22 protein-coding genes are annotated in these 21,961 nt (G+C 59.8%); 8 read left to right on the top strand and 14 right to left on the bottom strand.

The genetic code is table 11. From position 1 onward, the window contains the following. Nucleotides 1-411 (bottom strand): nuclear transport factor 2 family protein, encoded by a 411-nt coding sequence (locus tag ACR3E0_RS19015; RefSeq protein WP_480480503.1) that lies wholly within the window; start codon nt 409-411, stop codon nt 1-3. Nucleotides 412-506: 95 nt separating this feature from the next. Between ACR3E0_RS19015 and ACR3E0_RS19010 the strand changes: the two genes are divergently transcribed. Next, a complete protein-coding gene (locus ACR3E0_RS19010; protein ID WP_480480501.1) occupies nt 507-1,154 on the top strand; it encodes an RluA family pseudouridine synthase in 648 nt (215 codons plus the stop codon). A gap of 2 nt (nt 1,155-1,156) precedes the next feature. Here the strand turns inward: ACR3E0_RS19010 and ACR3E0_RS19005 are convergent, their stop codons facing one another. Next, nucleotides 1,157-1,348, bottom strand: a complete 192-nt coding sequence (locus tag ACR3E0_RS19005) for a hypothetical protein (protein WP_480480499.1) — start codon at nt 1,346-1,348, stop codon at nt 1,157-1,159. A gap of 104 nt (nt 1,349-1,452) precedes the next feature. Here ACR3E0_RS19005 and ACR3E0_RS19000 point away from each other — a divergent pair, with 104 nt between their 5' ends. The 4 genes from ACR3E0_RS19000 to ACR3E0_RS18985 all read left to right on the top strand — a co-directional run bounded on the left by ACR3E0_RS19000 (nt 1,453) and on the right by ACR3E0_RS18985 (nt 4,419). After that, on the top strand, nt 1,453-2,145 hold the full coding sequence (locus ACR3E0_RS19000; RefSeq protein WP_480480497.1) for a helix-turn-helix transcriptional regulator: 693 nt from the start codon (nt 1,453-1,455) through the stop codon (nt 2,143-2,145). A 118-nt stretch (nt 2,146-2,263) separates the two neighbouring features. Next, entirely contained in the window at nt 2,264-2,935 is a 672-nt protein-coding gene (locus ACR3E0_RS18995; protein WP_480480495.1) for a YiaD family glycine zipper/OmpA-like lipoprotein, read from the top strand. 134 nt (nt 2,936-3,069) lie between these two features. Further along, nucleotides 3,070-3,612 carry an NADPH-dependent FMN reductase gene (locus ACR3E0_RS18990; protein WP_480480493.1) on the top strand — a complete coding sequence of 181 codons (543 nt, stop codon included), beginning with the start codon at nt 3,070-3,072 and terminating at the stop codon, nt 3,610-3,612. Nucleotides 3,613-3,627: 15 nt separating this feature from the next. Further along, the gene (locus tag ACR3E0_RS18985; RefSeq protein WP_480480491.1) at nt 3,628-4,419 is read left to right on the top strand and encodes an HTD2 family dehydratase; all 792 of its coding nucleotides are present in this window, start codon (nt 3,628-3,630) and stop codon (nt 4,417-4,419) included. On the opposite strand, the gene ACR3E0_RS18980 is transcribed toward ACR3E0_RS18985, so the two are convergent. Then, complete coding sequence (locus tag ACR3E0_RS18980) at nt 4,411-4,860, bottom strand: GNAT family N-acetyltransferase (RefSeq protein ID WP_480480489.1); 450 nt, start codon at nt 4,858-4,860, stop codon at nt 4,411-4,413. The genes ACR3E0_RS18985 and ACR3E0_RS18980 overlap by 9 nt on opposite strands. A 26-nt stretch (nt 4,861-4,886) precedes the next feature. After that, nucleotides 4,887-5,921 carry an NAD(P)/FAD-dependent oxidoreductase gene (locus ACR3E0_RS18975; protein WP_480480487.1) on the bottom strand — a complete coding sequence of 345 codons (1,035 nt, stop codon included), beginning with the start codon at nt 5,919-5,921 and terminating at the stop codon, nt 4,887-4,889. Nucleotides 5,922-5,976: 55 nt separating this feature from the next. On the opposite strand from ACR3E0_RS18975, the gene mnmC2 reads away from it, so the two are divergent. Both mnmC2 and ACR3E0_RS18965 read left to right on the top strand, forming a co-directional pair. Next, the gene (gene mnmC2 / locus ACR3E0_RS18970) at nt 5,977-6,642 is read left to right on the top strand and encodes a tRNA (5-methylaminomethyl-2-thiouridine)(34)-methyltransferase MnmC2 (RefSeq protein WP_480480485.1); all 666 of its coding nucleotides are present in this window, start codon (nt 5,977-5,979) and stop codon (nt 6,640-6,642) included. After that, nucleotides 6,639-7,508, top strand: coding sequence for a DMT family transporter (locus ACR3E0_RS18965; protein ID WP_480480483.1), 870 nt, complete (start codon nt 6,639-6,641; stop codon nt 7,506-7,508). Before mnmC2 ends, ACR3E0_RS18965 begins: the two co-directional genes overlap by 4 nt. Here the strand turns inward: ACR3E0_RS18965 and ACR3E0_RS18960 are convergent. Next, entirely contained in the window at nt 7,482-9,455 is a 1,974-nt protein-coding gene (locus ACR3E0_RS18960) for a lytic transglycosylase domain-containing protein (protein ID WP_480480481.1), read from the bottom strand. The two genes, ACR3E0_RS18965 and ACR3E0_RS18960, sit on opposite strands and share 27 nt — an antisense overlap. A gap of 134 nt (nt 9,456-9,589) precedes the next feature. Here ACR3E0_RS18960 and dapA point away from each other — a divergent pair, with 134 nt between their 5' ends. Then, nucleotides 9,590-10,462, top strand: coding sequence for a 4-hydroxy-tetrahydrodipicolinate synthase (dapA, locus tag ACR3E0_RS18955; protein WP_480480479.1), 873 nt, complete (start codon nt 9,590-9,592; stop codon nt 10,460-10,462). 37 nt (nt 10,463-10,499) lie between these two features. On the opposite strand, the gene ACR3E0_RS18950 is transcribed toward dapA, so the two are convergent. The 9 genes from ACR3E0_RS18950 to pdxR form a co-directional block, all read right to left on the bottom strand. Then, complete coding sequence (locus ACR3E0_RS18950) at nt 10,500-11,381, bottom strand: sigma-70 family RNA polymerase sigma factor (protein ID WP_480480477.1); 882 nt, start codon at nt 11,379-11,381, stop codon at nt 10,500-10,502. Then, nucleotides 11,378-11,839 (bottom strand): carboxymuconolactone decarboxylase family protein, encoded by a 462-nt coding sequence (locus ACR3E0_RS18945; RefSeq protein WP_480480475.1) that lies wholly within the window; start codon nt 11,837-11,839, stop codon nt 11,378-11,380. Before ACR3E0_RS18945 ends, ACR3E0_RS18950 begins: the two co-directional genes overlap by 4 nt. Before the next feature lie 101 nt (nt 11,840-11,940). Then, complete coding sequence (locus ACR3E0_RS18940; RefSeq protein ID WP_480480473.1) at nt 11,941-12,828, bottom strand: dimethyl sulfoxide reductase anchor subunit family protein; 888 nt, start codon at nt 12,826-12,828, stop codon at nt 11,941-11,943. Next, complete coding sequence (locus tag ACR3E0_RS18935) at nt 12,828-13,592, bottom strand: 4Fe-4S dicluster domain-containing protein (RefSeq protein WP_480480471.1); 765 nt, start codon at nt 13,590-13,592, stop codon at nt 12,828-12,830. Before ACR3E0_RS18935 ends, ACR3E0_RS18940 begins: the two co-directional genes overlap by 1 nt. Continuing rightward, nucleotides 13,589-16,405, bottom strand: a complete 2,817-nt coding sequence (locus tag ACR3E0_RS18930; protein ID WP_480480469.1) for a molybdopterin oxidoreductase family protein — start codon at nt 16,403-16,405, stop codon at nt 13,589-13,591. The genes ACR3E0_RS18935 and ACR3E0_RS18930 overlap by 4 nt, the downstream gene beginning before the upstream one ends. A gap of 12 nt (nt 16,406-16,417) precedes the next feature. After that, nucleotides 16,418-17,500, bottom strand: coding sequence for an acetate/propionate family kinase (locus tag ACR3E0_RS18925; protein WP_480480467.1), 1,083 nt, complete (start codon nt 17,498-17,500; stop codon nt 16,418-16,420). Continuing rightward, complete coding sequence (locus tag ACR3E0_RS18920; protein WP_480480465.1) at nt 17,497-18,429, bottom strand: phosphate acyltransferase; 933 nt, start codon at nt 18,427-18,429, stop codon at nt 17,497-17,499. The genes ACR3E0_RS18925 and ACR3E0_RS18920 overlap by 4 nt, the downstream gene beginning before the upstream one ends. A gap of 119 nt (nt 18,430-18,548) precedes the next feature. Next, nucleotides 18,549-20,318 carry a sulfoacetaldehyde acetyltransferase gene (gene xsc / locus ACR3E0_RS18915; RefSeq protein ID WP_480480463.1) on the bottom strand — a complete coding sequence of 590 codons (1,770 nt, stop codon included), beginning with the start codon at nt 20,316-20,318 and terminating at the stop codon, nt 18,549-18,551. A 126-nt stretch (nt 20,319-20,444) separates the two neighbouring features. After that, complete coding sequence (gene pdxR, locus ACR3E0_RS18910) at nt 20,445-21,905, bottom strand: MocR-like pyridoxine biosynthesis transcription factor PdxR (protein WP_480480461.1); 1,461 nt, start codon at nt 21,903-21,905, stop codon at nt 20,445-20,447. Nucleotides 21,906-21,961 lie beyond the last annotated feature (56 nt).

Here is a 21,961-nt window from a genome sequence, read left to right as displayed (position 1 = left end):
TCAGCTCAGAGCGTTTTGGAATTCCAGGAACCGGGCGTCCTTCATTACCCGGGCCATCATGGCTTCGCGCAACGCGCCGACGGTCTTGTAGGGTCGCATGACCACTTCGAAGGTTTGAATCAGATCGTCGTCATTCAGGGTGATCAGGTCAACACCAACAGCGTCCAGATCGCCGACTTTGCATTGGAATTCCAAGGCCCAGTCTTTGCCGTCGCCCATGAGACGGCGATAGCTGAAGTCAGAAAAGACTTGCCCAACGTGACCCAGTACGGCGGCCACCGGCGCACGCCCGGTCCAGGTGGCGTAATAGGTGGGCGGCAGGAACCGCACATCCTCGGCCAGAAGGTCCGCAATCAGCGTATCATCCCCCTTGGCAACCACGTCTTTCAGTCTCTCGATTGTCGGATGCATGTCACCTCCTCCGGTTTGAAACAGCGTCTCCGAAGGTGGTACCGCACGCAAGGACGACGTTGCGGGAGGTTGCGCGCTGCGATAGTCAGGCCGGCATGAGCGAGACCTATGATCCTCCGCAGACGCCGCTGGACGTGCTGCACGAAGATGCACAGCTGGTCGTGGTGAACAAACCGCCGGGATTACTGTCGGTTCCGGGAAAGGGGCCTCATTTGGCGGACTGTCTGCTGACTCGCGTTCAGGCCGCGTTTCCACAGGCATTGCTGGTGCATCGGCTGGATCGGGATACGTCCGGTGTGATGGTGTTTGCACAGACTCCACATGCGCAGCGTCACCTCGGCTTGCAGTTTGAAAAGCGCCAGACGCGCAAGACCTATGTTGCCCGTGTTTGGGGGCGGGTTGAACCGAAGTCCGGTACCGTTGATCTGCCATTGATTGTCGACTGGCCCAACCGCCCGCTTCAGATCGTATGCCACGACACAGGCAAACCCGCCGTCACGGACTGGCGTGTGGTGAAGTATGAAGGAGACACCACACGAGTCCGGCTGTTTCCCAAAACGGGCCGGTCACATCAATTGCGTGTCCACATGCAGGCGCTCGGGCATCCGATTCTGGGTGACCCGTTCTATGCTGAGGGTGCGGCCCGGGACTTTCCCCGCCTGATGCTGCATTCCGAAGAGCTTCGGTTGAAGCATCCTGACGGCGGGATTTCGATGAAGTTCCGGGCCGTTCCGGTATTTTGATATCAGGCCGTGCTGCTCCACAGGGCTTTCAGATTGCCCAATGAAAACAACCGTATCCGCTTTTTGGGTTGGATCTGCCTGCGCTGACGGGCGGACATGATCTCGCGTTCAATCTCGAACGCACGCAGGCTGTGGTCCTGCGACCAGCGATCGAGCTTCAATGTCATCATGACGTGATTGTCGCGGCTTGGCATATTGCGCTCCTTTCTTGAGGTTTGACCAAGTCTCGCGCATCACTCCTGACACCACCCTGTCAGGGGCGTGTGCTAGGGTGTCAGCAGATTGACAGGAGACAGACATGCGCCGTTCGACCCGTTTGTTTGAAATTATCCAGATTCTGCGGGCTTCAGGCGCACCGGTGACGGCCGAGTCGTTGGCGGAAAAGCTCGAAGTGTCCGTGCGGACCGTGTATCGGGACATCGCAGAATTACAGGCGCAGCGAACACCTATCGAAGGTGAGGCCGGTGTCGGATATCTGATGCGGCGCGGATATGACCTTCCGCCCTTGAATTTCGATGCGGAAGAGGTCGAGGCGTTATGGGTCGGTTTATCCATGCTGGCGCGAACCGGGGACAGCCACTTGCAACGCGCTGCAAAACGCATTTGCCAAAAGATTGACGCACTGCATTGTCCGGCAGACTGGTTGCAGGTCGCGCCTTGGGGCTCGCCACCGGACGATCCGGCCAAAGGATGCGTCCCGGTTGCACATTTCAGGCAGGCAATCCGGGCCGAGCAAAAGATTCGGATCACCTACGTAGATTCGAATGATCAGCGCACGGAACGGATCGTGCGGCCTGTCGCGCTGACATATCATATCGAATGCACGATGCTGGCCGGGTGGTGCGAATTGCGCAACGGCTTTCGCCATTTCCGCACGGACAGGATCTGGGCCAGTGAACCAACGGATGAAAACTTCTGCGGTCAGGGCGAGGCATTGCGGGACCTGTGGCAGCAACAAAACCAAGTGCCTCAGCCTGCAGGCGCCGCCTGAATGGCAGGTATTTGCCGATTTCACCGTTTTGTTGCTTGAGCCCACCTATGCGAGCGGTGATATACTACGCGACAAGAGGCATACTTGGGTAACAGGCCCTGGAGCAGAAGGTAAAATTATGACGATTTCCAAGCTTATTCTGGCGGCTGGACTGTGTTCGGTCGTGGCGCTGGCGGCCTGTACGGACCCCGGTACGCTGAGCGTTCAGAACGATCCTAATCAGAACGCCAAACAGGGGGCACTGTTGGGCGGCCTGATCGGGGCCGGGGTTGGTGCGATTGCCAACGATTCCGACCCGCTTCTGGGCGCGTTGGCAGGGGGCGCAATTGGTGCCGCTGGCGGCGGCGTCATCGGTAATCAGCTGGATCGGCAGGCGGCCGAACTGCGGCAGCAACTGGCCAATGACGGGATCACAATCGTCAACGCAGGCGACCGTCTGATCGTTACCGTGCCGAATGACATCACCTTTGACACCGACAGCTCGACCGTACGCCCGGCGCTGCGGGCCGATCTGGTCAAAGTCGGCCAGAACCTTGTCAACTATCCCAATTCAAACGTTCAGATCATCGGGCACACGGACAGTGATGGCGATGCGACCTACAATCAGGGCCTGTCGGAACGCCGGGCCAATGCGGTGGCCGATATCCTTCAGGCCAATGGCGTAAGCTTCAACCGCATCACCACGATTGGTCAGGGCGAAAACAATCCGGTGGCGTCGAACCTGACATCCGAGGGCAAGGCCCAGAACCGCCGCGTCGAAATCGTCGTGGTGCCCAGCGGCAACGCCTGATCCTGGCCAAAGCATCAGATCGGGGCGGTCGAAAGGCGGCCCCGTCTCGCGCGATACCTGTGCAGTAAAACAGGGTTTGGATTGAGAAGATCTCGGTCTAGTTATTGGGAAACTTAAAAACGGAGTTTCCTTTGATGTCCGAACCGACCCTTCTTGGCCTGTCCGGGTCTTTGCGTCAAAACGCCACCAACCGCAAACTCGTGCGCGAAGCGGCCCGGCTGTTTGGACCCGCCAGCTTTGTCGAGGCGGATCTGAACATGCCCCTATATGATGGCGATGTTGAAGAGGGCGAAGGCATCCCCGCCGCTGTTCACACGCTGGCGGACCAGATCGCGCAGGCCGATGCGGTGATCATTTCCACCCCGGAATACAACAAAGGTCCCTCAGGCGTTCTGAAAAACGCACTGGACTGGGTCAGCCGGACCAAGGGCAATCCGTGGGCGGACAAACCTCTTGCCGTCATGTCGGCTGCGGCCGGTCGTGCCGGCGGAGAACGCGCCCAGATGATCCTGCGGTCCTGTATGGTGCCGTTCCAGCCGCGTATTCTGCAAGGGCCGGAGATTCACATTGCAAGCAGTTCCGACGAGTTTGACGAGCACGGCAAGCTCATAAATGAACGTTACGAGAAGTCGCTGCATGCATTGATGCAGAAACTGCGAGCCGAGGCTGGTTTCTAAATCTAAGTTACCGGCATGACACACGAAACACAGACCGACATCGTTGACCCCGCCCGGGCTGCCGCGTTTCAGGTGGCCCTTGGCCAACGTCCGACGATTGCCAATGGGTCGCCTCTGCCGCCGTTTTTTCACCAGCTGTATTTCTGGTCGCCACGCGTGCCTGATAAGCTGGGACGGGACGGGCATCCCAAGGTCGGAGGAGCTCTGATCCCCGACATGGGGCTGCCACGCAGGATGTGGGCGGGAGGGCGTCTTGAATTCAAAACGCCAATGCTGGCCGGCGTTTCGGCCGAACGAAGATCATTTCTGGAAAGCTCGACATCCAAAACCGGGAGAACGGGACCGCTCGGCTTTGTCACTCTGAGGCATGAGTTTTGGCAGAACAGTCGACATTGCCTGACTGAATGGCAGGATCTGGTTTATCGCAAGGACCCGTCTGGCGAGACCGCAAAGCCAGCACCGCCCATTGCCCGCGCCGATGAGACAGACAAACGCGAAGTCAGGTTCGATTCCACGTTGCTGTTTCGTTATTCGGCGCTGACGTTCAACGGACATCGCATCCACTATGATCAGGATTATGCGCGCGATGTTGAAGGTTATGCCGGGTTGGTTGTCCATGGCCCATTGCTGGCACAGCTATTGATGCTGTTTGCCGAGGATGTGATTGGGCATCTGACCGAATTCTCGTTCCGTGCCACCTCACCGTTGATGCATTTTGAAACCGCCACGTTGTGCCGCAATCATCAGGATCTTTGGGTGCGTGGGCCGGATGGACGGCAGTGCATGCAGGCCCGTGCGCTAACCTAGTCGCTTTTGCATCGTGATCGAGGTTGTCCGATCATAGCCGGGATGCGCGGTCTCGCCGGTTATTCGAAATCCCATACGGGCAAAAGCCGCGTGGTTTTCTGCAAGTTCAATCCGCGTCCGCAGTTCCAGAACCGGCAGACCCATTTCCGTCGCCCGCACTTCGGCCAGTTCCACCAAAGATCTGGCCAGACCCAGGCCGCGACGATCTTTGTGAACGGCGAGCTTGCTCAGATACAGGCATTCGGGTTTCGCCGTTAGAAACACCACGGCATCAGGCCGGCTGCCGACAACCCAGATTTCTCCTTCCCGAGCCTGCCGGCGCATGTCCGACTCGGACAAGCGATGCATGGATGACGGCGGATCGATCCGACCCTCCATAAATGCGAAACTATCTCGGATCAGGGTCAGGACCCTGGGGATTGCAGGGCTATCCGGTGCCAACCGGGCAGGGGTCGTGCCGGTGCTTGTCACAAGGACGCCTCGGGCTTGAACTCATCCGGAATCGTGTCGCGGTCTTCCAGAACAAGATCGGCGATGACATCGGCCACTTTTGGTGCCATGCCAAACCCGATCTTGAACCCGCCGTTGGCGATGAACTGACCGGGGTATAGCGGGTGTGACCCCAGCATTGGTGCGCGGCTCTTAGTACGCGGGCGGACGCCCGCCCAGCGTTCAATGACCTCGGCACCGTGCAACACCGGCACTGCGCGCATGACCCGGTCGATGACATCGTCCAAAGCTTTGTCAGTACCGGTCGGATCGTCGTAGTCCCGCTCTGATGTCGATCCGATGGCCAAGGTTCCATCGGCATGAGGCACGATGTGGATCGCGTCGGCAAACAGTTGCGGCACGTTTCCGGCGTCAAAGCGCAACAGCGCAGCCTGACCTTTGACGCCATTGCCGATGGTTTTACCGAATGCCTTGTTCAATTCCCGCAGACCGGCAAGGCCTGTGGCGTGAACAACGCGGCCTGTGTCAGGCGCATCTGCCAAGACGTCAACTCCCCTCACGGCCAGGGCAGCGACGAGCGCGGCGCAGGCGCGCCGTGGATGCATCCGGGCAGTCAACGTGTCGTGTATCAGGTACCCCGTCGGGCTGGGCGGATACCACGCGCCCGCCTCGGTTTCTTTGATCACGCGCCATTCGGCTCGGCCCTGCCACAACTCCTGCGCAGCGGTCTGCCTCTGCCGCGCCAGATCCAGACTGCGTTGATCCGGGACAGGCTGAATGCGGCCCAATCGCCCATATCCCGCCGGGACACCGCCCGTTGCCTCGACCTGCGTCCAGAACGGCTCGGCCATGATCAGGCTGTCGAACTGAAACGCTTTCTTCGAGTTCCAGTTTTCGGGCACATGTGGAGCCAGCGCGCCAACCAGACCCCCGCTGGAGCCCGAACCGGGACCATTGGGATCGACAACCGTGACCCGCGCGCCGCGCCGCGCGCAGACCCACGCAATAGACAGGCCAAAAATGCCTGCACCGCGCACCGTCACATCGACCATTGCCAATTCCCTTATCCTTGTTCAGTGTCGCGCCGCTTAGCTACAGGATTCCCCGATGGCAGACCAGCGCGCCCGTTTGACGTGGACGGATGATCAGATACCGGTCTCGGACCGTTTCGATGATCCGTATTACTCGTTGGATAATGGGTTGGAAGAAACCCGGCACGTGTTTCTGGCGGGAAACGATCTGCCGGCACGCTTTGCGCCGGGTTTTCATATCGCCGAACTTGGGTTTGGCACTGGGCTGAATATGCTGACAGTCTGGTCCGAATGGGAAAAATCGGGTCAGCCCGGGCCGTTGCGCTTCACCAGTTTCGAAGCCTTTCCCATGGCCGTCGAGGACATGGATCGTGCTTTGGCATCCTTCCCTGAACTAAAGCCCTGGAGTGTTCGGTTTCTGAAGCATTGGACAGGTGATAGCTGTACCTTCGAGACACTTGATTTGAACGTCATCCAGGGGGACGCGCGCCGAACCCTGCCGGGCTGGCAAGGGATGGCGGACGCGTGGTTCCTTGACGGGTTTTCACCAGCCAAGAACCCAGAGCTCTGGGGCGTTGAACTGATGCAGCAGGTGGCGGATCACACTGTGCCAGGTGGAAGCGCCGCAACGTACACGGCTGCAGGATTTGTACGTCGGGGTTTGGAGCAGGCTGGTTTCACGGTCAGCCGTTCGCCCGGCTACGGGCATAAGCGCCACATGACAATGGCAATCAAGCCATGACTCAGCAGAACAACGTGGGCGCCGGCATTGCGCTGATGATCGCTGCGACGGTTGTTTTTGCATTGCAGGATGGCATCTCGCGGCATCTGGCGGCGACCTACAACACGTATATGGTTGTGATGATCCGGTACTGGTTCTTTGCGGCCTTTGTCATCGCTCTGGCAGCGCGCGCGCCCGGAGGTTTGAAGGCCGCCGCCCAAACCAGCCAACCGGGATTGCAGATTTTTCGTGGTGTGCTCTTGGCGGCGGAAATCTGTGTCGCGGTTTTTGCGTTTACGGTTCTTGGCCTGATTGACACGATGGCGGTGTTTATCTGTTACCCTTTGCTGGTCGCCGCCCTCAGCGGGCCGGTTCTGGGGGAAAAGGTCGGCTGGCGGCGATGGTTGGCGATTGGCGTCGGGTGCGTCGGCGTTCTGATCATACTGCAACCGGGTGTAGGGGTCTTTAATCCTTGGGCTATCATTCCGTTGATTTCCGCATTGATGTTCGCGCTCTACGGATTGCTGACCCGATACGCCGCACGCCGCGATAGTGCGGCCACAAGTTTTTTCTGGACGGGTATCGCCGGTGCTGTTGCGATGACTCTGGTCGGAATGTGGTTCTGGGAGCCAATGGCCAGCCGCGACTGGGGCTGGATGGCGGTTCTTTCCGTATTCGGCGTCTTGGGCCACTGGTTGCTGATCAAATGCTACGAAATGGCCGAGGCCAGCGCTGTGCAGCCCTTTGCCTATTTTCACCTCGTCTGGAGCGCCATCTTGGGCATCTCAGTCTTTGGCGAGTCGTTGCGGCCAGAGGTCGTGCTGGGGGCCGCTCTTGTTGTCGCGGCCGGGCTGTTCACCCTATGGCGCGAACGCAGCCAGAGTTGATCCCGTCAGTTCCTGCGAGAACGGAACCGGTAACGCCGGTTGCCCCAAACGAGAGCGATACACAGGCAGGCTTTCAGCCACTCGCATCACGTAGTTGCGGGTTTCGCTGAATGGGATGGTCTCGATCCAGTCTACCACGTCCACGTCGCCCGCACGTGGATCTCCGTAGCGCTCCATCCAGGAGATCGGGCGTCTTGGTCCGGCATTGTATCCGGCGGCCATCATCACGATATTGCCGTTGAAATCAGCGGCCAGACCCGAGAGGTAGCTGGCGCCGAGTTTTGCGTTGTATTGCCAATCTGTTGTCAGGCGCCCCGTCTGATGTCGGCTGAGGATACCCAGTTCCTGCGCGACCAGCTTGGCTGTGGCGGGCATGACCTGCATCAGCCCTCGTGCACCGGCGCCACTGATCACGACCGGGTCAAATTCGCTTTCGCGGCGCGCGATGGCCAATGTCATTTCCTTGGCCATTGGCAGGCCCATGTCGGCCACCGGATGTACAGGGTAGTATGCAGCCGGAAGGACGATACCATTGGTTGCCGCGCGCTTGGCTATCATCACCGCCAGATGCGGTTCTTTCAGTTCAATCGCCAGATCGCCCAATTGGTTGGCCTGCACCGCATCGAGGCTTTCGACCAGATGGGTCAGGAACCGTTCCGCCAGATTGTCTTCGTCGGCTTTCAAAAGCAGCAACCCGGCTTCCAGGACGCTGGAATCGGCAAACTCGGCCTGTTTCCAATGCGGAGCGCGACGGGGGTTGGCCAATTCGGTGTCAAACGGTCGCCCGATTTGTTCTGCTGCCAGCAGCCCATAGAACGAAGTCTGGTGATCTGCCCCGGCTGCATAGGCTTGATAGGCTTTTTCGGCCTCGCCCTGTGCTGCATAGGCCCGACCGAGCCAATAGCCGCCACGCCCCTGAGAAATAGGCGACCGGACGGCAGCCGAGAAATTTTTGAAATGCCGTGCGGCGGTCGCCGGATCATCCAGTTTGCGCAACGCCAGAAACCCCGCCAACCATTCCAGATCAGCATAGCCATATCCCATTTCAGGGGTCATGTGATGGTTCGCAGCGATGTCGTAGGCACGCGACGCGCTGCCGTTGCGCATTTCAAGTCGCGCCAGCCTGCGCCGCCCTTCAGCCCACTTGTCTGGCTCGCCCAGTGCATCCGGTCCGGTCGACCGTGCCAGCATCAGATCGATCGCACTGTCGTCCAGCTCTTTTCTGTCGCGCCAGACGAAACGGTCGAAGGCCAGCCCTGGTGCATCGACCTGAGATTTGGGGACAGCGGCAACCTTGCCATCGACGCCGGGTTCCCGTTTTTGCAAGGCAATGCGCGCCTCCGCAAGTTTGCGTTCATCGGTGCTGACCAATGGCAGCATCCGACCGGCGCTAATCAAATGACCATCCCACAGCATCCGGTCAAGCCGGGCGGCATGATGCGGCTTGAGCAGTGTAGCGAAATTTTCTAGGTAATCCTTTTGCAGCCCCGAGCCCATCGGCATCGTGCGCCATGCGGTGACGATATCCGCCTGCGCTTCGCCCTGTTGGCCTTTGGACATCAACGCAACGGCATAGTTCAGCGCCCCTTCGGCCGTTTGTGGCGGCAATTCAGCATAAAATTTCAATGCGCGATCGGGATCGGCGCCAGTGAAAGACGGCTCGCTCTTGCGGCGCAGCCATGCCAGCCCGGGCCAGTCCGGACGCCGGTCCAGAAATACCAGAACATCGCCCGAGCTTCCGAACCCTTCGCGCAACCAGTGCCAGACAATGATATCGCGGGAAACGGACCCGCGTGCGCCCGAGACCCGCAAGGCCTCGTTCCAGTCACCTTTTCGCATCTCATTGAGACCGGAACGCAAATCTGCGGCAGCATCCGCTTTTGCAGCCTGCGGCTGAAACGCCGCGCACAGAATCACCGTCATCATTAAGGCTAGAACGCGTGTCATCCCTTGCATTTCCCGACCAACCAAGGATAGAGCCTGTGAGGATAAACCTTGCGCCGCCGGGATCAACTCACAAACCCAATATCGTGACGGACTGGTGCGCAAAAAACAGCATACTGCACCTTAAGGAGCGTTCCATGTTCACAGGCTCGATGCCAGCTCTCGTCACCCCGTTCCGCAACGGCGAGTTGGACCTGGGCACGCTCAAACATCTGGTGGAGTGGCAGATACAGGAAGGCTCAACCGGTCTGGTTCCTGTGGGGACAACGGGCGAAAGCCCGACCCTGAGTCACGAAGAACATGAAACCGTGGTGGAAGAGGTCGTGAAAGCGGCAGCCGGGCGTGTGCCGGTCATTGCCGGCGCAGGTTCGAACAACACGGTTGAGGCTGTGCGCTTTGTCCAGTTTGCCCAGAAGGTAGGTGCCAGTGCGGCTCTGGTCGTGACGCCCTATTACAACAAACCGACGCAGCGCGGGTTGATCCAGCACTTCACAACTCTGCATGATTGTGCCGAAATTCCGATCATCATCTACAATATTCCGGGCCGTTCGATCATCGACATGGCACCGGAAACGATGGCGGAGTTGTCCAAGCTGCCGCGTATTGTTGGGGTCAAGGACGCCACCGGTGATCTGGCGCGGGTCAGCCAGCAGCGCGCCGCGTGCGGCCCGGATTTCTGCCAGCTTTCCGGCGAAGATGCGACGGCGCTTGGCTTTAACGCGCATGGCGGGGTTGGGTGTATCTCGGTCACCGCCAATGTCTCCCCGAAGCTCTGTGCCGAATTCCAGCAGGCGACGCTGGCTGGGGATTACAAAACGGCGCTTCAGTATCAGGACCGCCTGATGCCGCTGCATGAGACGCTCTTTATCGAACCTGGCCTCGTGGGCGCGAAATACGCCCTCAGCAAGCTGGGCAAATGCGACGAAGAGGTGCGCTCGCCCCTGACCACGTTGGAAGACAGCACCAAATCGGCCATCGACGCGGCCATGGCCCACGCCGGGCTGGTGTGAACCAAGACCTTCGGGCCCACTGCATTTGGTGGGCCCATTAGGCCAGGAGATGCGCCAGATGGCGGGTCTTGTCGGGGTTTCGAACCACGTAGATTGTTGCAATCCGACCGTCTTCGACGCCAAGCGACGTGGCTTGCACGATCCCGTCAGGCTCCCGGTTGATGATGGCTGGCTGCCCGTTCAGATTGCACACGGCCCAGGCCTCCCCATGTGCGGAACCTGCTTTTCGCGCCAGCCCGGCGAAGAACCGGATAACTTTGTCCCGCCCGTAAATCGGGTTCAGGGTGGCAATGACCTTGCCGCCGCCATCGGAATGCAGGCGAACATCCTGTGCCAGCAGATCGGTCAGGCCTTGGGTGTCGCCGCTTTTGGCCGCTTGGAAAAACGCCCTTGCAAGGTCTTCGCTGAGCGCTGGGTCGATGTTTGAGCGCGGCTTGGCCTGTTCGACATGTTTGCGTGCGCGGCTGACGAGTTGTCTGCACGTGGTTGGGTTTCGATTCAGAGCTTTGGCCAGGTCGTCATAGGTTTGATCGAAGATGTCATGCAACAGGAACGCGGCACGTTCCAGCGGTGACAACCTCTCCAATGCCATCAAGAGGGCCACCGAGACGTCTCGGTCCAGTCGCTCGGTTGCGTCTTCGGTTACCAGCGGCTCGGGCAACCACTCGCCGGGATAGGTTTCTCGGACGGTGCGCGCCGCACGCAATTGATCCAGACACAGGCGCGTTACAACCCGGATCAGAAATCCGGTTTCATCGCGCACGGTGGCGGGATCGACCCGTCGCCAGCGCAGATAGGCATCCTGTACGATGTCTTCTGCATCGTTCACCGACCCGAGCATGCGATATGCAACCGCGAATAGGCGCGGTTGCATATCGACGAATGCGGTATCGCCGGGCTCTGATCCGGCCCGGGTCACGCGGCCGACACCGCGTCCGAAACCGGGTGTGGCACGGCAAAGCCGATGGCAAGACGATTCCAGGCGTTGATGGTCGTGACAACAAGCGTCAACGCCACCTGATCCCGTTCGGAAAACTGCGCCGCGACCGCCCTGTAAGTTGTGTCGGGCGCGCGGCTGGTTTCGATCCGTGTGAGATCCTCTGCCCAGGCCAGAGCCGCCCGTTCACGTTCCGAATAAAGCGACGATTCATGCCAGGCGTTCAAAAGGTGCAGGCGATCTTCGGTTTCCCCACTCGCACGGGCGTCGTGGGTGTGCATGTGAATGCAGTAGGCGCATCCGTTGATCTGAGACACCCGCAGTTTCACAAGCTCGATCAGGCTGTGCTCCAGCCCCGACGCCATAAGGAGGTCTTCCATATCCAGCATGGGCTGCATCAAGGCGGGGGCGACGGAAAAGTGATTTATCCGAGGGGACATTGCGTACTCCTGTTTTTGACTTGTACAGAAACAGGACGCGCGAGCCACCGTGTTTGTGACACGGCACAAAAAAGAGCCCCGTCCGGCGCTATTTTTTCTTATCAACGTTTTCCGTAATACAGGCCCACGACATGCTCCGCCTGTGCAAAAAACAGCCAGCGTGAGACCAGAACGCCCGCTAGATGCGACAAAACCGCAAACAACGCAAAGACGTGTTTGATCACGAAACCTTCGACCGGCGTCAGGATCAGCGCCAGAGGCAGGGCAAACGCAAGCAGGAAAGACATGATCCGAAGTTTCTGTGCATGCTTGCGTCCGACCACATGCACGAATTCACGAAGCAGATAATTGGTGCCTGTGTGCGGTGGTTCGAATGCGCGTACCGCGCCGCGATTCCCCAAACCGGTGGCGGTTCCCATGTTTGTCCCGGAATTTTCCAACGCTCTGTCGCCTTTGGCCCAATAGGCAAGTTGAGCGGCGCCAGCGACGACCAGCAGCCACGGCGCAAGGCTTTCAACCCCGGCCAGCAAGGCACCGCCTGCCAGGCTGAAGGACAGGAACACCAGCGGCGTCAGACCCATGTTCCAGCGTGGAACGGTCTTGAGTTGGGTATAGATCATCGAGGTTGTGAACACGGTCGCCAGGCTGAGCAATGCACCGACCCAGCCCAAAAGCGCCCAATGGCTGTTCAGGAAGACCGCGCCAAGTGCATACAGACCCATGATGATCAGGGCCGCGACGGCGCAGATACCCTCTCGGCTGAGCCAGCTTGATTTCCACTGGCTGAAAGCCTTCCAGGCTCGTTCCGGATGACCCAGATGAAACGTCGAAGCCATAAGGCCGCCGACCGCCAGCGCGTAGGCAATGGCATAGAATACAAAGGCGACCATTCCGGTGACGGCTGGCTGACCAAGGCCGAGAAAGAACAGCAGGCCAAAACCCAATCCGGAAAACGTGGTGAATATGATGACTGAAGGGGCCGGATGCATCAGTTCGCGCCTCCGGGCAGTTTGTCGAGAGCCTTATCGAGCCAGCCAACGAAACCTTTGGGCTCGTCGGCCACCGGGGCCAACAGCGGCGCGAGGATGTCGATCTGGTCGTCAACCGTGTCCCTCGGCCGGGGTGGCAGGTATTTGTTGACCGGCTTGGTCGCCATCTCAGGCATCAGGTCCATGCCTTCGCGCTCTGCCACCAGCTTGCTGACATCGCTGTCCGGATCGCCCAGATCGCCGAAATGGCGCGCGCCGGCCGGGCAGGTGCGCACGCAGGCGGGAACGCGATCCACTTCGGGCAGGTTTTCGTTGTAGATGCGGTCGACGCACAGCGTGCACTTCTTCATCACGCCTTCGGCCATGTCCATCTCACGCGCGCCATAGGGGCAGGCCCAGGCGCACAAACCGCAGCCGATACAATCGCTTTCGTTGACCAGAACGATGCCGTCCTCAACCCGCTTGTAGCTTGCCCCGGTGGGGCACACGGTAACGCAGGGCGCATCTTCGCAATGCAGGCAAGACTTGGGAAAATGGACCAGTTGGGCCTGGCCTTGTTCCGGCTGAACTTCGTAAGAATGCACCCGGTTCAGGAATGTGCCGGACGGGTTGGCGCCATAGGCATCCTGATCGGACAGCGGGGCCCCATAGTTTTCCGTGTTCCAGCCTTTGCACGAGATCACGCAGGCATGGCAGCCAACACAGGTGTCGAGATCGATGACCAGACCCAGCTTGCGGTCGGTGGATTGGGGGAGTTGAGTCATTTGCCTACCTTCCACGCCAGATCTTTGGGGCCGGTTCCGACCGGCGACTTAATTGGGCCAAACTCTGGCTGACTTTCCGCGTCACTGGGCGCATCGGTCTTTTCGATTCTGACCTTCAGGTCGAACCAAGCGGCCTGACCCGTCACGGGATCAGAGTTGGCCCATCGCATCCCGTCGCCTTTCGGCGGTAGCAGTTCATGGATCAGGTGGTTCAGCAGAAAACCCTTTGTGGCCTCGGGCGCGTCATCCTGCAGAGCCCAAGCGCCTTTGCGTTTTCCGATAGCGTTCCACGTCCAGACGGTGTTTTCATTCAGCGCGGCCATTTCCATCACTGGTACGGTGATTTCACCGTGCGGAGAGCTGACTTTCGCCCAATCGCCATCCTGCAGCCCGTGTTCGCGCATCAGCTTGGTCGGTACATACAGCGGGTTGCGCCCATGCAACTGCCGCAGCCATGCGTTTTGGGTGCCCCAGCTGTGATACATGGCCATCGGGCGCTGAGTCAGCGCGTTGACGGTGAACCCTTCATTGCCCTGCTGGTCAGTTTCGTACCAGATCGGCAGCGGGTCCATGGTGTCCTTGATCCGCTGACGCAGATGGTCGGGCGGCTGGCGGTCGCCATGGCCTTCGGCGGCCAGTTGGAATTTGCGCATGGGTTCCGAGTAGAGCTGGAACAGATAGGGCTGTGGACTGTCATAAATCCCCATACCCACGGCCCAGTCCTGATACGCCGTGTTCCAGGGTTTGTAGTAATCCGCGCCTTCGGGGATATGTGCCACGTAGAAGCCGCCGTTTTCGATGTAGCGATTCAGCTGGTCAGGGTTGACCTCTCCGCGCCCTTCCTGATCGCCGTTTTCGCCCCGGAACCCGGCCAACGGACCGATCCCCGGCTTGCGCTGATGATTTACGATATAGTCGGCATAGTCCTTCCACTTCGGGCTGCCATCTTCGTTGGTGAACCCCGGCAGGCTCATGCGGTTGGCCAGTTCGATCAAGACCGACTGGAAGCCGCGCACGTCGCGGTCAGGCTCAACAACCGGCCAGCGGATGGCGTCGGCTGCGGCATCGGCCTCGCAGATCGGACGGTCGAGCAGTGAGATACAGTCGTGCCGTTCAAGATAGGTCGTGTCGGGCAGGATCAGGTCGGCATAGGCAACCATCTCGGACGAATAGGCGTCCGAATAGATGATATGCGGGATGACATATTTGCCGTCTTCGTTGCGGGCGGTCAGCATCTCCATGACACCCTTGGTGTTCATGGTCGAGTTCCACGACATGTTCGCCATGTACATGAATAGCGTATCGATCTTGTAGGGGTCACCCGCTGCCGCGTTCGAGATCACCATATGCATCAGCCCATGGGCCGACATCGGGTTTTCCCAGGTAAACGCCTTGTCGATCCGCTGTGGCGTACCGCAATCGTCCAGCAAGAGGTCTTCGGGCCCGCGCGGAAAGCCCAAGTGTGGACCTTCCAGGGGGCGGCCCGGGCGGCGGTCGCCATGTGGGGTGGGGTGGGCCTCTACCGGTTTGGGGTAGGGGGGTTTGAAGCGGAAACCGCCGGGGACTTCGACCGTGCCCAGCAGGATTTGCAGGACATGCAGGGCGCGGCAGGTCTGGAAGCCGTTGGCATGGGCGGAGATACCGCGCATGGCGTGGAAACTGACCGGGCGGCCTGTCATTTTCGAATGTGTCTCGCCCCGGAAATCCGTCCATTCCTGATCCAGTTCGATGGCTTCGTCGAATGCGACGCGGGCGATTTCGGCAGCGATGGCGCGGATGCGCTCGGCGGGAATACCGCATTTTTCAGCGACCGCCTCGGGCGCGTTGTCATCTGACAGGTACTTTTCAGCCATCAGATGGAAGACGGGGCGGTGGGTGACACCGTCTTTTTCATAGGTCGCAGCCAGATCGGGGCGGACGCCGGGCTTGTCAAAGGCTGTGGGTTCACCGGTCATGCGGTCAATCACCAGCGGTTTGCCATCCTCGTCCCGCAGGAACAGCCCTTTCTCAGGGCCTTCGGCGGCGTTCACTAGAACCGGTGCGTTGGTATAGCGGCCGAGATAGTCCAGATCGATCTTGCCGGCTTTCATCAGTACGTGGATCAGCGACAGGATGAACAAACCGTCAGTGCCGGGTGTGATCCCGACCCAGTCATCCGCCACGGCGTTATAGCCCGAGCGGATGGGGTTAACGCCAATGACTCGCGCACCGCGTGCCTTGATCTTGCCAATGCCCATCTTGATCGGGTTGCTGTCATGATCCTCGGCAACGCCAAACAGCATGAACAGTTTGGTGTGGTCCCAGTCGGGTTGACCGAACTCCCAGAACGCACCGCCCATCGTGTAGATGCCGCCAGCCGCCATGTTAACCGAGCAGAACCCACCATGGGCCGCGTAGTTGGGCGTGCCAAAATTCTGCGCCCAGAACGAGGTGAAACTCTGGCTCTGATCGCGCCCCGTAAAGAAGGCCAGCTTTTGTGGAGCGGTTTCGTGTAGCTCGTTCAACCACCCGACGGCAGTGCTGATCGCTTCGTCCCATTCGATCTCGCGAAACTCGCCCGAACCGCGCGGGCCGACCCGGCGCAGGGGTTTGCGCAGGCGCGACGGGGCATTGACCTGCATGATCCCGGCCGAGCCTTTGGCGCAGAGAACGCCCTTGTTCACCGGGTGATCGCGATTGCCTTCGATGTAAGCGACCTTGCCGTCCTTCATATGCACGTTGATGCCGCAGCGGCAGGCACACATATAACAGGTCGTGCGACGGATCTCGTCAGACACCTTGGGCGACAGGTCGATTTGCGGTTGCTTGTTCACGTAGTCCCTCCCCTAGGCTCTGAACTTCAGAACCTTCCTCCCATTTATCAAGCGCAGCACGTCCCGGGCTATCTGGCCTTCTTCGTCAGCCGGTACCACGTGTACAGGTACTGGACCCAGAAAGGACAGGTGCCGCATGATTCTATCGCGGATCGGCGGTGCGTTTTCACCGATACCCCCGGTAAAGGCGACGGCGTCCAGGCCGCCCATGGCCACGATCGCGCTGCCTGCATGACGAGCCGCCCAGTAGCAGAAATGATCGACGGCAAATCGGGCGTCTTCATCATCCCGCTGCAGCAGTTCGGCCATATTGTTGGTTCCGGCTAATCCGGTTAAGCCGCTGGAAAAGTTCAGTAAGTGGTTTGCATCATCCAACCCGTGCTCACGGGCCAGCCGCAGCACGACCATTCCGTCAATCGCCCCGCTGCGGGTGCCCATCGTCAGCCCATCCAGCGGGGAATAGCCCATGCTGCTGGCGACGCTTTTTCCGTTCAGAATGGCACACAGGCTGGACCCGTTCCCCAGATGCAGGCCCAACAACCGCTCGGGCAGGTCGCCGCCGAGATACTCGACCATGGACGCATAGCTGAGCCCGTGAAACCCGTAGCGGCGAAGCCCTTTGCTGCGTTCCTCGACCGGAATGGCGTAGGCGACGGAAACGGCGGAATTGTCGGAATGAAACGCGGTGTCGAATGAGCCGAACTGCGGCAGATCCGGCAGCCGGTCCGCCAGAACGCGAATGGCCGACAGGTTGTGTGGGTTGTGTAGCGGCGCAAGCGTCACACAGTCTTCAATCCGCCGCAATATGTCCGGGGTTAACGCAGTGGGTTCAGTCAGGTCGGCACCGCCATGCACGATCCGGTGACCGGCAGCGGACAGGTCCGTCAGGTTGTACCCTTTTCCGACCAGTCCGGCCAACAGAGCATCCAGTGCGGCCCCGTGATTTTCTGCTGTGATCTGTGATTTTTCGGAACCCAGTTTGATCTGTGCGTCGCCACCGATTTCGCTGACCGACCCGGACAGGATTGGGGCCAGATCAAGCGTGAAAAGCTTGATTTTGATCGACGACGATCCGGCATTCAGGACGAGGATCATGCCGACCCTCCGTTCGCAACAATTGCGCCCAATGCCGCCGAGGCCAGCCGTGCGGCGGACCCCTGTGATCGTGACGTCAGCAGCAGGGGTACTTTTGCGCCGAGGATCAGACCACCGGCGCAACAGCCCATTCCCAGGATCATCAGTTTGACCACTGCGTTTCCGGTTGTGATGTTGGGCGTCAGAATAATGTCTGCGTCGCCGGCGACGGGAGTTTCCACCCCTTTGATCTCGGCCGCCTGACGCGACAGGATGAGGTCCATCGCCAGCGGACCGGCAACATCCGCACCGGGCAGGCCGGATTTGGCCCATGCAGCGATTTCGGCCGCTTCCATCGTATTCTGGATGGTGGGCGTCGGGTCTTCGCTGGGTGCAAGGATGGCGGCCTTGGGCCGTTCGATCCCCAAAAGATGCGCAAGCCGAACGGCATGGGCGAGGCTGGCCTGTCGCGTTTCGACATCAGGATTGACGTTCAATGCTGCGTCCGTCAGCAGGATCGGGCGATCAGACCCCGGTGCCGTGACGTGGAACACATGCGCACAGCGCGCGCCCGGCGCACGAAGACCCGCCGCGGATGGCAGCAATCCCTGCAAAAAAGTCGAGGAGTGAATTTGGCCCTTCATGATGGCATCGACCTGGCCGTCGCGCGCCATTCGCGCAGCCTCGGGTGCTGCCATTTCATGCGGGGCATCGATGACCTGGATCCCGTTCAGGTCAAAGCCGATGGTCTCTGCAGCTTGGGTGATTTTGGCCGGGTTTCCGATCAGAACAGGCTCGGCCAGATCAGCTTTGGCGGCTTCCTGGATGCCTGCCATCGCTGTTGTCGAACTGGCGTTGACAAGCGCAACACGCGGTGTCGGCAGTTTCTGGGCCTGTCGCAGCAGGCGCGCAGAAACCGTAGGGGATGTTTTCGAGAGAAAAGGGAACATAGGTCAGCTCATGTCGTTTTTTGGAATAAAGCACGGCATGACAAGCAATAACGGTCCCGTTTGACATTAGCGATAACTGCGGGCCTGACGTTTCGTCACGCCCGCAGTAATTTTTGAAATTATTGAGCGGCCATGTCGGACGCTTCGATCCCTGCGACTTTGACGGGTTTTTTCATGGCGTCTCTGCGGAAGGGTTCACCGAGTTCCTGATTGATCATCGCTTCGATCAGGGTGGTGATGCCGTTTTTCTGGTCCACGATGGCCTGATTCAGGGCGGCGGTCAGCTCGTCCTGGGTGCGGGCGACGACGCCCTTGAGGCCGCAGGCCTGGGCTATGCCAGCATACGAGACCTGGGTGTCCAGTTCGGTGCCCACGAAGTTGTCGTCGAACCACAGGGTCGAGTTGCGCTTTTCCGCGCCCCACTGGTAGTTGCGGAAGACGATCTGGGTCACGGCAGGCCATTCGGAACGGCCGATGGCGGTCAACTCGTTTACTGCGATGCCAAAGGCGCCGTCTCCGGCAAAGCCTACAACCGGCACGTCCGGCTGGCCGATCTTGGCGCCCACGATGGCCGGCAGGCCATAGCCGCAGGGGCCGAACAGCCCGGGGGCCAGATATTTGCGGCCCTCGTCGAAATCGGGATAGGCGTTACCGATGGCGCAGTTGTTGCCGATGTCGGACGAGATGATTGCCTCGCGCGGCAGCGCCTGCTGGATCGCGCGCCACGCCATGCGCGGACTCATCCAGTCGGGCTTGGCGTCGCGGGCGCGCTGGTTCCAGGTGGTGCCGGGATCGTCATCCTCGTGATCCATGCTGGACAGCTGCTGCGCCCATGTCGATTTCTTCTGGGCTATGTTCGCCTTGCGTGCATCGCGGCCGTCGTCACCTGCGGTGTCGGACAGTTGAGCCAGAATACCTTTGGCCACCTTGGCCGCATCACCGACGATGCCGACGCTGACTTTCTTGGTCAGACCGATGCGGTCAGGGTTGATGTCGACCTGAACGATCTTTGCATTAGCGGGCCAGTATTCCATGCCATAGCCGGGCAGGGTCGAGAACGGGTTCAGACGCGTGCCGAGGGCCAGAACAACATCCGCCTCCTTGATCAACTCCATCCCGGCTTTCGAGCCGTTATAGCCCAGCGGGCCGGCAAACAGGGGGTGCTTGCCGGGGAAGGCGTCATTGTGCTGATAGCCCACGCAGACCGGGGCATCCAGACGCTCGGCCAGGGCCATCGACGCGTCGATGCCACCTTCGGACAGGACCACACCGGCACCGTTCAGGATGACAGGGTTCTTGGCGGTCGACAGGATCTCGGCGGCCTTGGCCACCGAGTTTTCACCGCCCGGGCTGCGCTCGAACTCGATCGGATCGGGGATCTCGATATCAACCACCTGGGTCCAGAAGTCGCGCGGGATGTTCAGCTGCGCCGGACCGGACAGGCGCTTAGCCTGCGCGATCACGCGGGTCAGAACCTCGGCCACGCGGGTCGGATCGCGGACCTCTTCCTGATAGGCGACCATGTCCTCGAACAGTTTCATCTGCTCGACCTCCTGGAACCCGCCCTGACCGATGGTCTTGTTGGCCGCCTGCGGCGTGACCAGTAGCAGCGGGGTGTGGTTCCAGTAGGCGGTTTTCACGGCGGTCACGAAGTTGGTGATGCCGGGGCCGTTCTGCGCAATCATCATCGACATCTTGCCGGTGGCGCGCGTGTAGCCATCGGCCATCATGCCTGCACTGCCCTCATGTGCGCAGTCCCAGAACATGATCCCAGCCGTCGGAAACAAATCCGAGATCGGCATCATCGCAGACCCGATGATCCCAAACGCATGTTCAATGCCATGTCTCTGCAATACCTTTACAAAGGCCTCTTCCGTCGTCATCTCCATCTGTGTGTACTCCGCGCATATGGGGTTGGAGCCGGACGGGCAGTCCGGCCTTTGAATATGGTTTTGGCCCATGGGGCAGGTCTGCGTTAGGTCCAAAACGAATTGCGGATTATGTCCAGATACGGACTACCCCGCACGAATAGCATCGGCAATCAGCTTCACGCCGGGTGCGATGCGGTCGGTCGATATGGACGAGTAACCGAGGCGGTAGAAATTCCGGGGCCTGTCGGGTCCCGAGAAGAAAGGTGCACCCGGCTCGATATGAACACTTTGGTTTTGCAGTTTTTGCGCAAGCAGGGTTGTGTCGATATGTTCGGGAGCGGACATCCACAGCGACGAGCCACCCATCACACCGCGCCCGGCCACTGTCAGCCCGTTTTCGTCGATCGCCAGATCCATTGCATCGCGCCGCTGCCGCAGTGCCTGGGACATTCTCCGGATCTGCGCGTCGTAGTGACCGAGAGATAGGAAGTACGCCGCGGTGCGCTGAATATGGCCCGGTGGGTGGCGCAGCACCAGTGAACGCAGCGCCCGGGCTTCGCGTATGAAAGGCTCGGACCCAACCATGTAACCGAGACGCAATCCCGGGAACAGAGATTTTGAGAAGCTGCCCACATAGATCACCCGGCCATCGCGATCCATGGACTTGAGCGCGGGGGAGGGCGCACCCAGAAAGGCCATCTCGAATTCATAGTCGTCCTCGACCACCATCGCGTCCAACTCGCGCGCGCGATCCAGTAATTGCTTGCGGCGCTCGACCGGCATAGTCGCGGTTGTCGGACTTTGGTGGCTGGGTGTGGTGAAGATGACGTCAGTGTTGTCAGGCAGCGTGTCGGGCGGCAAGCCATCCCGATCCACGCTCAAGGGTGTCACCGTGCAATCCCAGTGGTTTAGGAGACTTCGCAGCGCGTAGTAACAGGGGTCTTCGATGGCAGCCGTGCGATTGTGTGTCAGCAATATCCGTGAGGCCAGCCACAGCGCGTTTTGTGCGCCGAGCGTGATCAGAATCTCTTCGGGGCGGGCCGCGATACCACGGCGGGGTAGGGTGTGCCGGGCGATGAACTCTACCAGCAACGGGTCATCCTGATCCACGTAATCACCGGTCAGTGAGTCGAAGTCCTTGTGCCCTAATGCACGAACCGCGCACAGCCGCCAGTTGGCATGGTCGAACAGGGTCCGGTCTGCCTGTCCGTAGATGAATGGATAGCTGAACTCGCGCCAGTTGCTGGGTTTCGGCAATATATCCGCATCCAGGAAACGCCGCGCCAGAGCTTTGTCCCAGTCCACCGTTTCAGTGCCGCGCTGTACAGGAGAGTATTTCGGAGGGACCGGCGCGTTCTGAGACACATAATACCCCGATCGGCCTTTGGCGGTCAGGTAGTCATTGGCCAACAACTCGGTATAGGCCAGCGTGACCGTGATCCGGCTGACCCCCAAATGTGTGGCCAGTTTGCGCGATGAGGGCAGCTTTTCCCCGACGTGAAACCTGCCGGACAGAATACCCTCGGCGATCATCTGCTGAATCTGCGCCTGCAGCGTGCCTTGCCCGTTCAGTTCAAGAAAGAAAGTGTCGACCGATATTGCCATAGGTCCTTATAGGCTGGACTTATGAGATGGGCAATCTGGACTTACGAAACTGCCCA

The sequence above is a fragment of the Ruegeria sp. AJ12 genome (assembly GCF_056536245.1).
Note: the sequence above shows the minus strand (reverse complement) of the source record. Positions and strands in the feature narration are given on the sequence as shown.

Coding starts and splice junctions, on each gene's coding strand:
- ACR3E0_RS19015 (WP_480480503.1), bottom strand. CDS start 411: ATGCATCCGACAATCGAGAGACTGAAAGACGTGGTTGCCAAGGGGGAT.
- ACR3E0_RS19010 (WP_480480501.1), top strand. CDS start 507: ATGAGCGAGACCTATGATCCTCCGCAGACGCCGCTGGACGTGCTGCAC.
- ACR3E0_RS19005 (WP_480480499.1), bottom strand. CDS start 1,348: ATGCCAAGCCGCGACAATCACGTCATGATGACATTGAAGCTCGATCGC.
- ACR3E0_RS19000 (WP_480480497.1), top strand. CDS start 1,453: ATGCGCCGTTCGACCCGTTTGTTTGAAATTATCCAGATTCTGCGGGCT.
- ACR3E0_RS18995 (WP_480480495.1), top strand. CDS start 2,264: ATGACGATTTCCAAGCTTATTCTGGCGGCTGGACTGTGTTCGGTCGTG.
- ACR3E0_RS18990 (WP_480480493.1), top strand. CDS start 3,070: ATGTCCGAACCGACCCTTCTTGGCCTGTCCGGGTCTTTGCGTCAAAAC.
- ACR3E0_RS18985 (WP_480480491.1), top strand. CDS start 3,628: ATGACACACGAAACACAGACCGACATCGTTGACCCCGCCCGGGCTGCC.
- ACR3E0_RS18975 (WP_480480487.1), bottom strand. CDS start 5,921: ATGGTCGATGTGACGGTGCGCGGTGCAGGCATTTTTGGCCTGTCTATT.
- mnmC2 (WP_480480485.1), top strand. CDS start 5,977: ATGGCAGACCAGCGCGCCCGTTTGACGTGGACGGATGATCAGATACCG.
- ACR3E0_RS18965 (WP_480480483.1), top strand. CDS start 6,639: ATGACTCAGCAGAACAACGTGGGCGCCGGCATTGCGCTGATGATCGCT.
- ACR3E0_RS18960 (WP_480480481.1), bottom strand. CDS start 9,455: ATGACACGCGTTCTAGCCTTAATGATGACGGTGATTCTGTGCGCGGCG.
- dapA (WP_480480479.1), top strand. CDS start 9,590: ATGTTCACAGGCTCGATGCCAGCTCTCGTCACCCCGTTCCGCAACGGC.
- ACR3E0_RS18945 (WP_480480475.1), bottom strand. CDS start 11,839: ATGTCCCCTCGGATAAATCACTTTTCCGTCGCCCCCGCCTTGATGCAG.
- ACR3E0_RS18940 (WP_480480473.1), bottom strand. CDS start 12,828: ATGCATCCGGCCCCTTCAGTCATCATATTCACCACGTTTTCCGGATTG.
- ACR3E0_RS18935 (WP_480480471.1), bottom strand. CDS start 13,592: ATGACTCAACTCCCCCAATCCACCGACCGCAAGCTGGGTCTGGTCATC.
- ACR3E0_RS18925 (WP_480480467.1), bottom strand. CDS start 17,500: ATGATCCTCGTCCTGAATGCCGGATCGTCGTCGATCAAAATCAAGCTT.
- ACR3E0_RS18920 (WP_480480465.1), bottom strand. CDS start 18,429: ATGTTCCCTTTTCTCTCGAAAACATCCCCTACGGTTTCTGCGCGCCTG.
- xsc (WP_480480463.1), bottom strand. CDS start 20,318: ATGGAGATGACGACGGAAGAGGCCTTTGTAAAGGTATTGCAGAGACAT.
- pdxR (WP_480480461.1), bottom strand. CDS start 21,905: ATGGCAATATCGGTCGACACTTTCTTTCTTGAACTGAACGGGCAAGGC.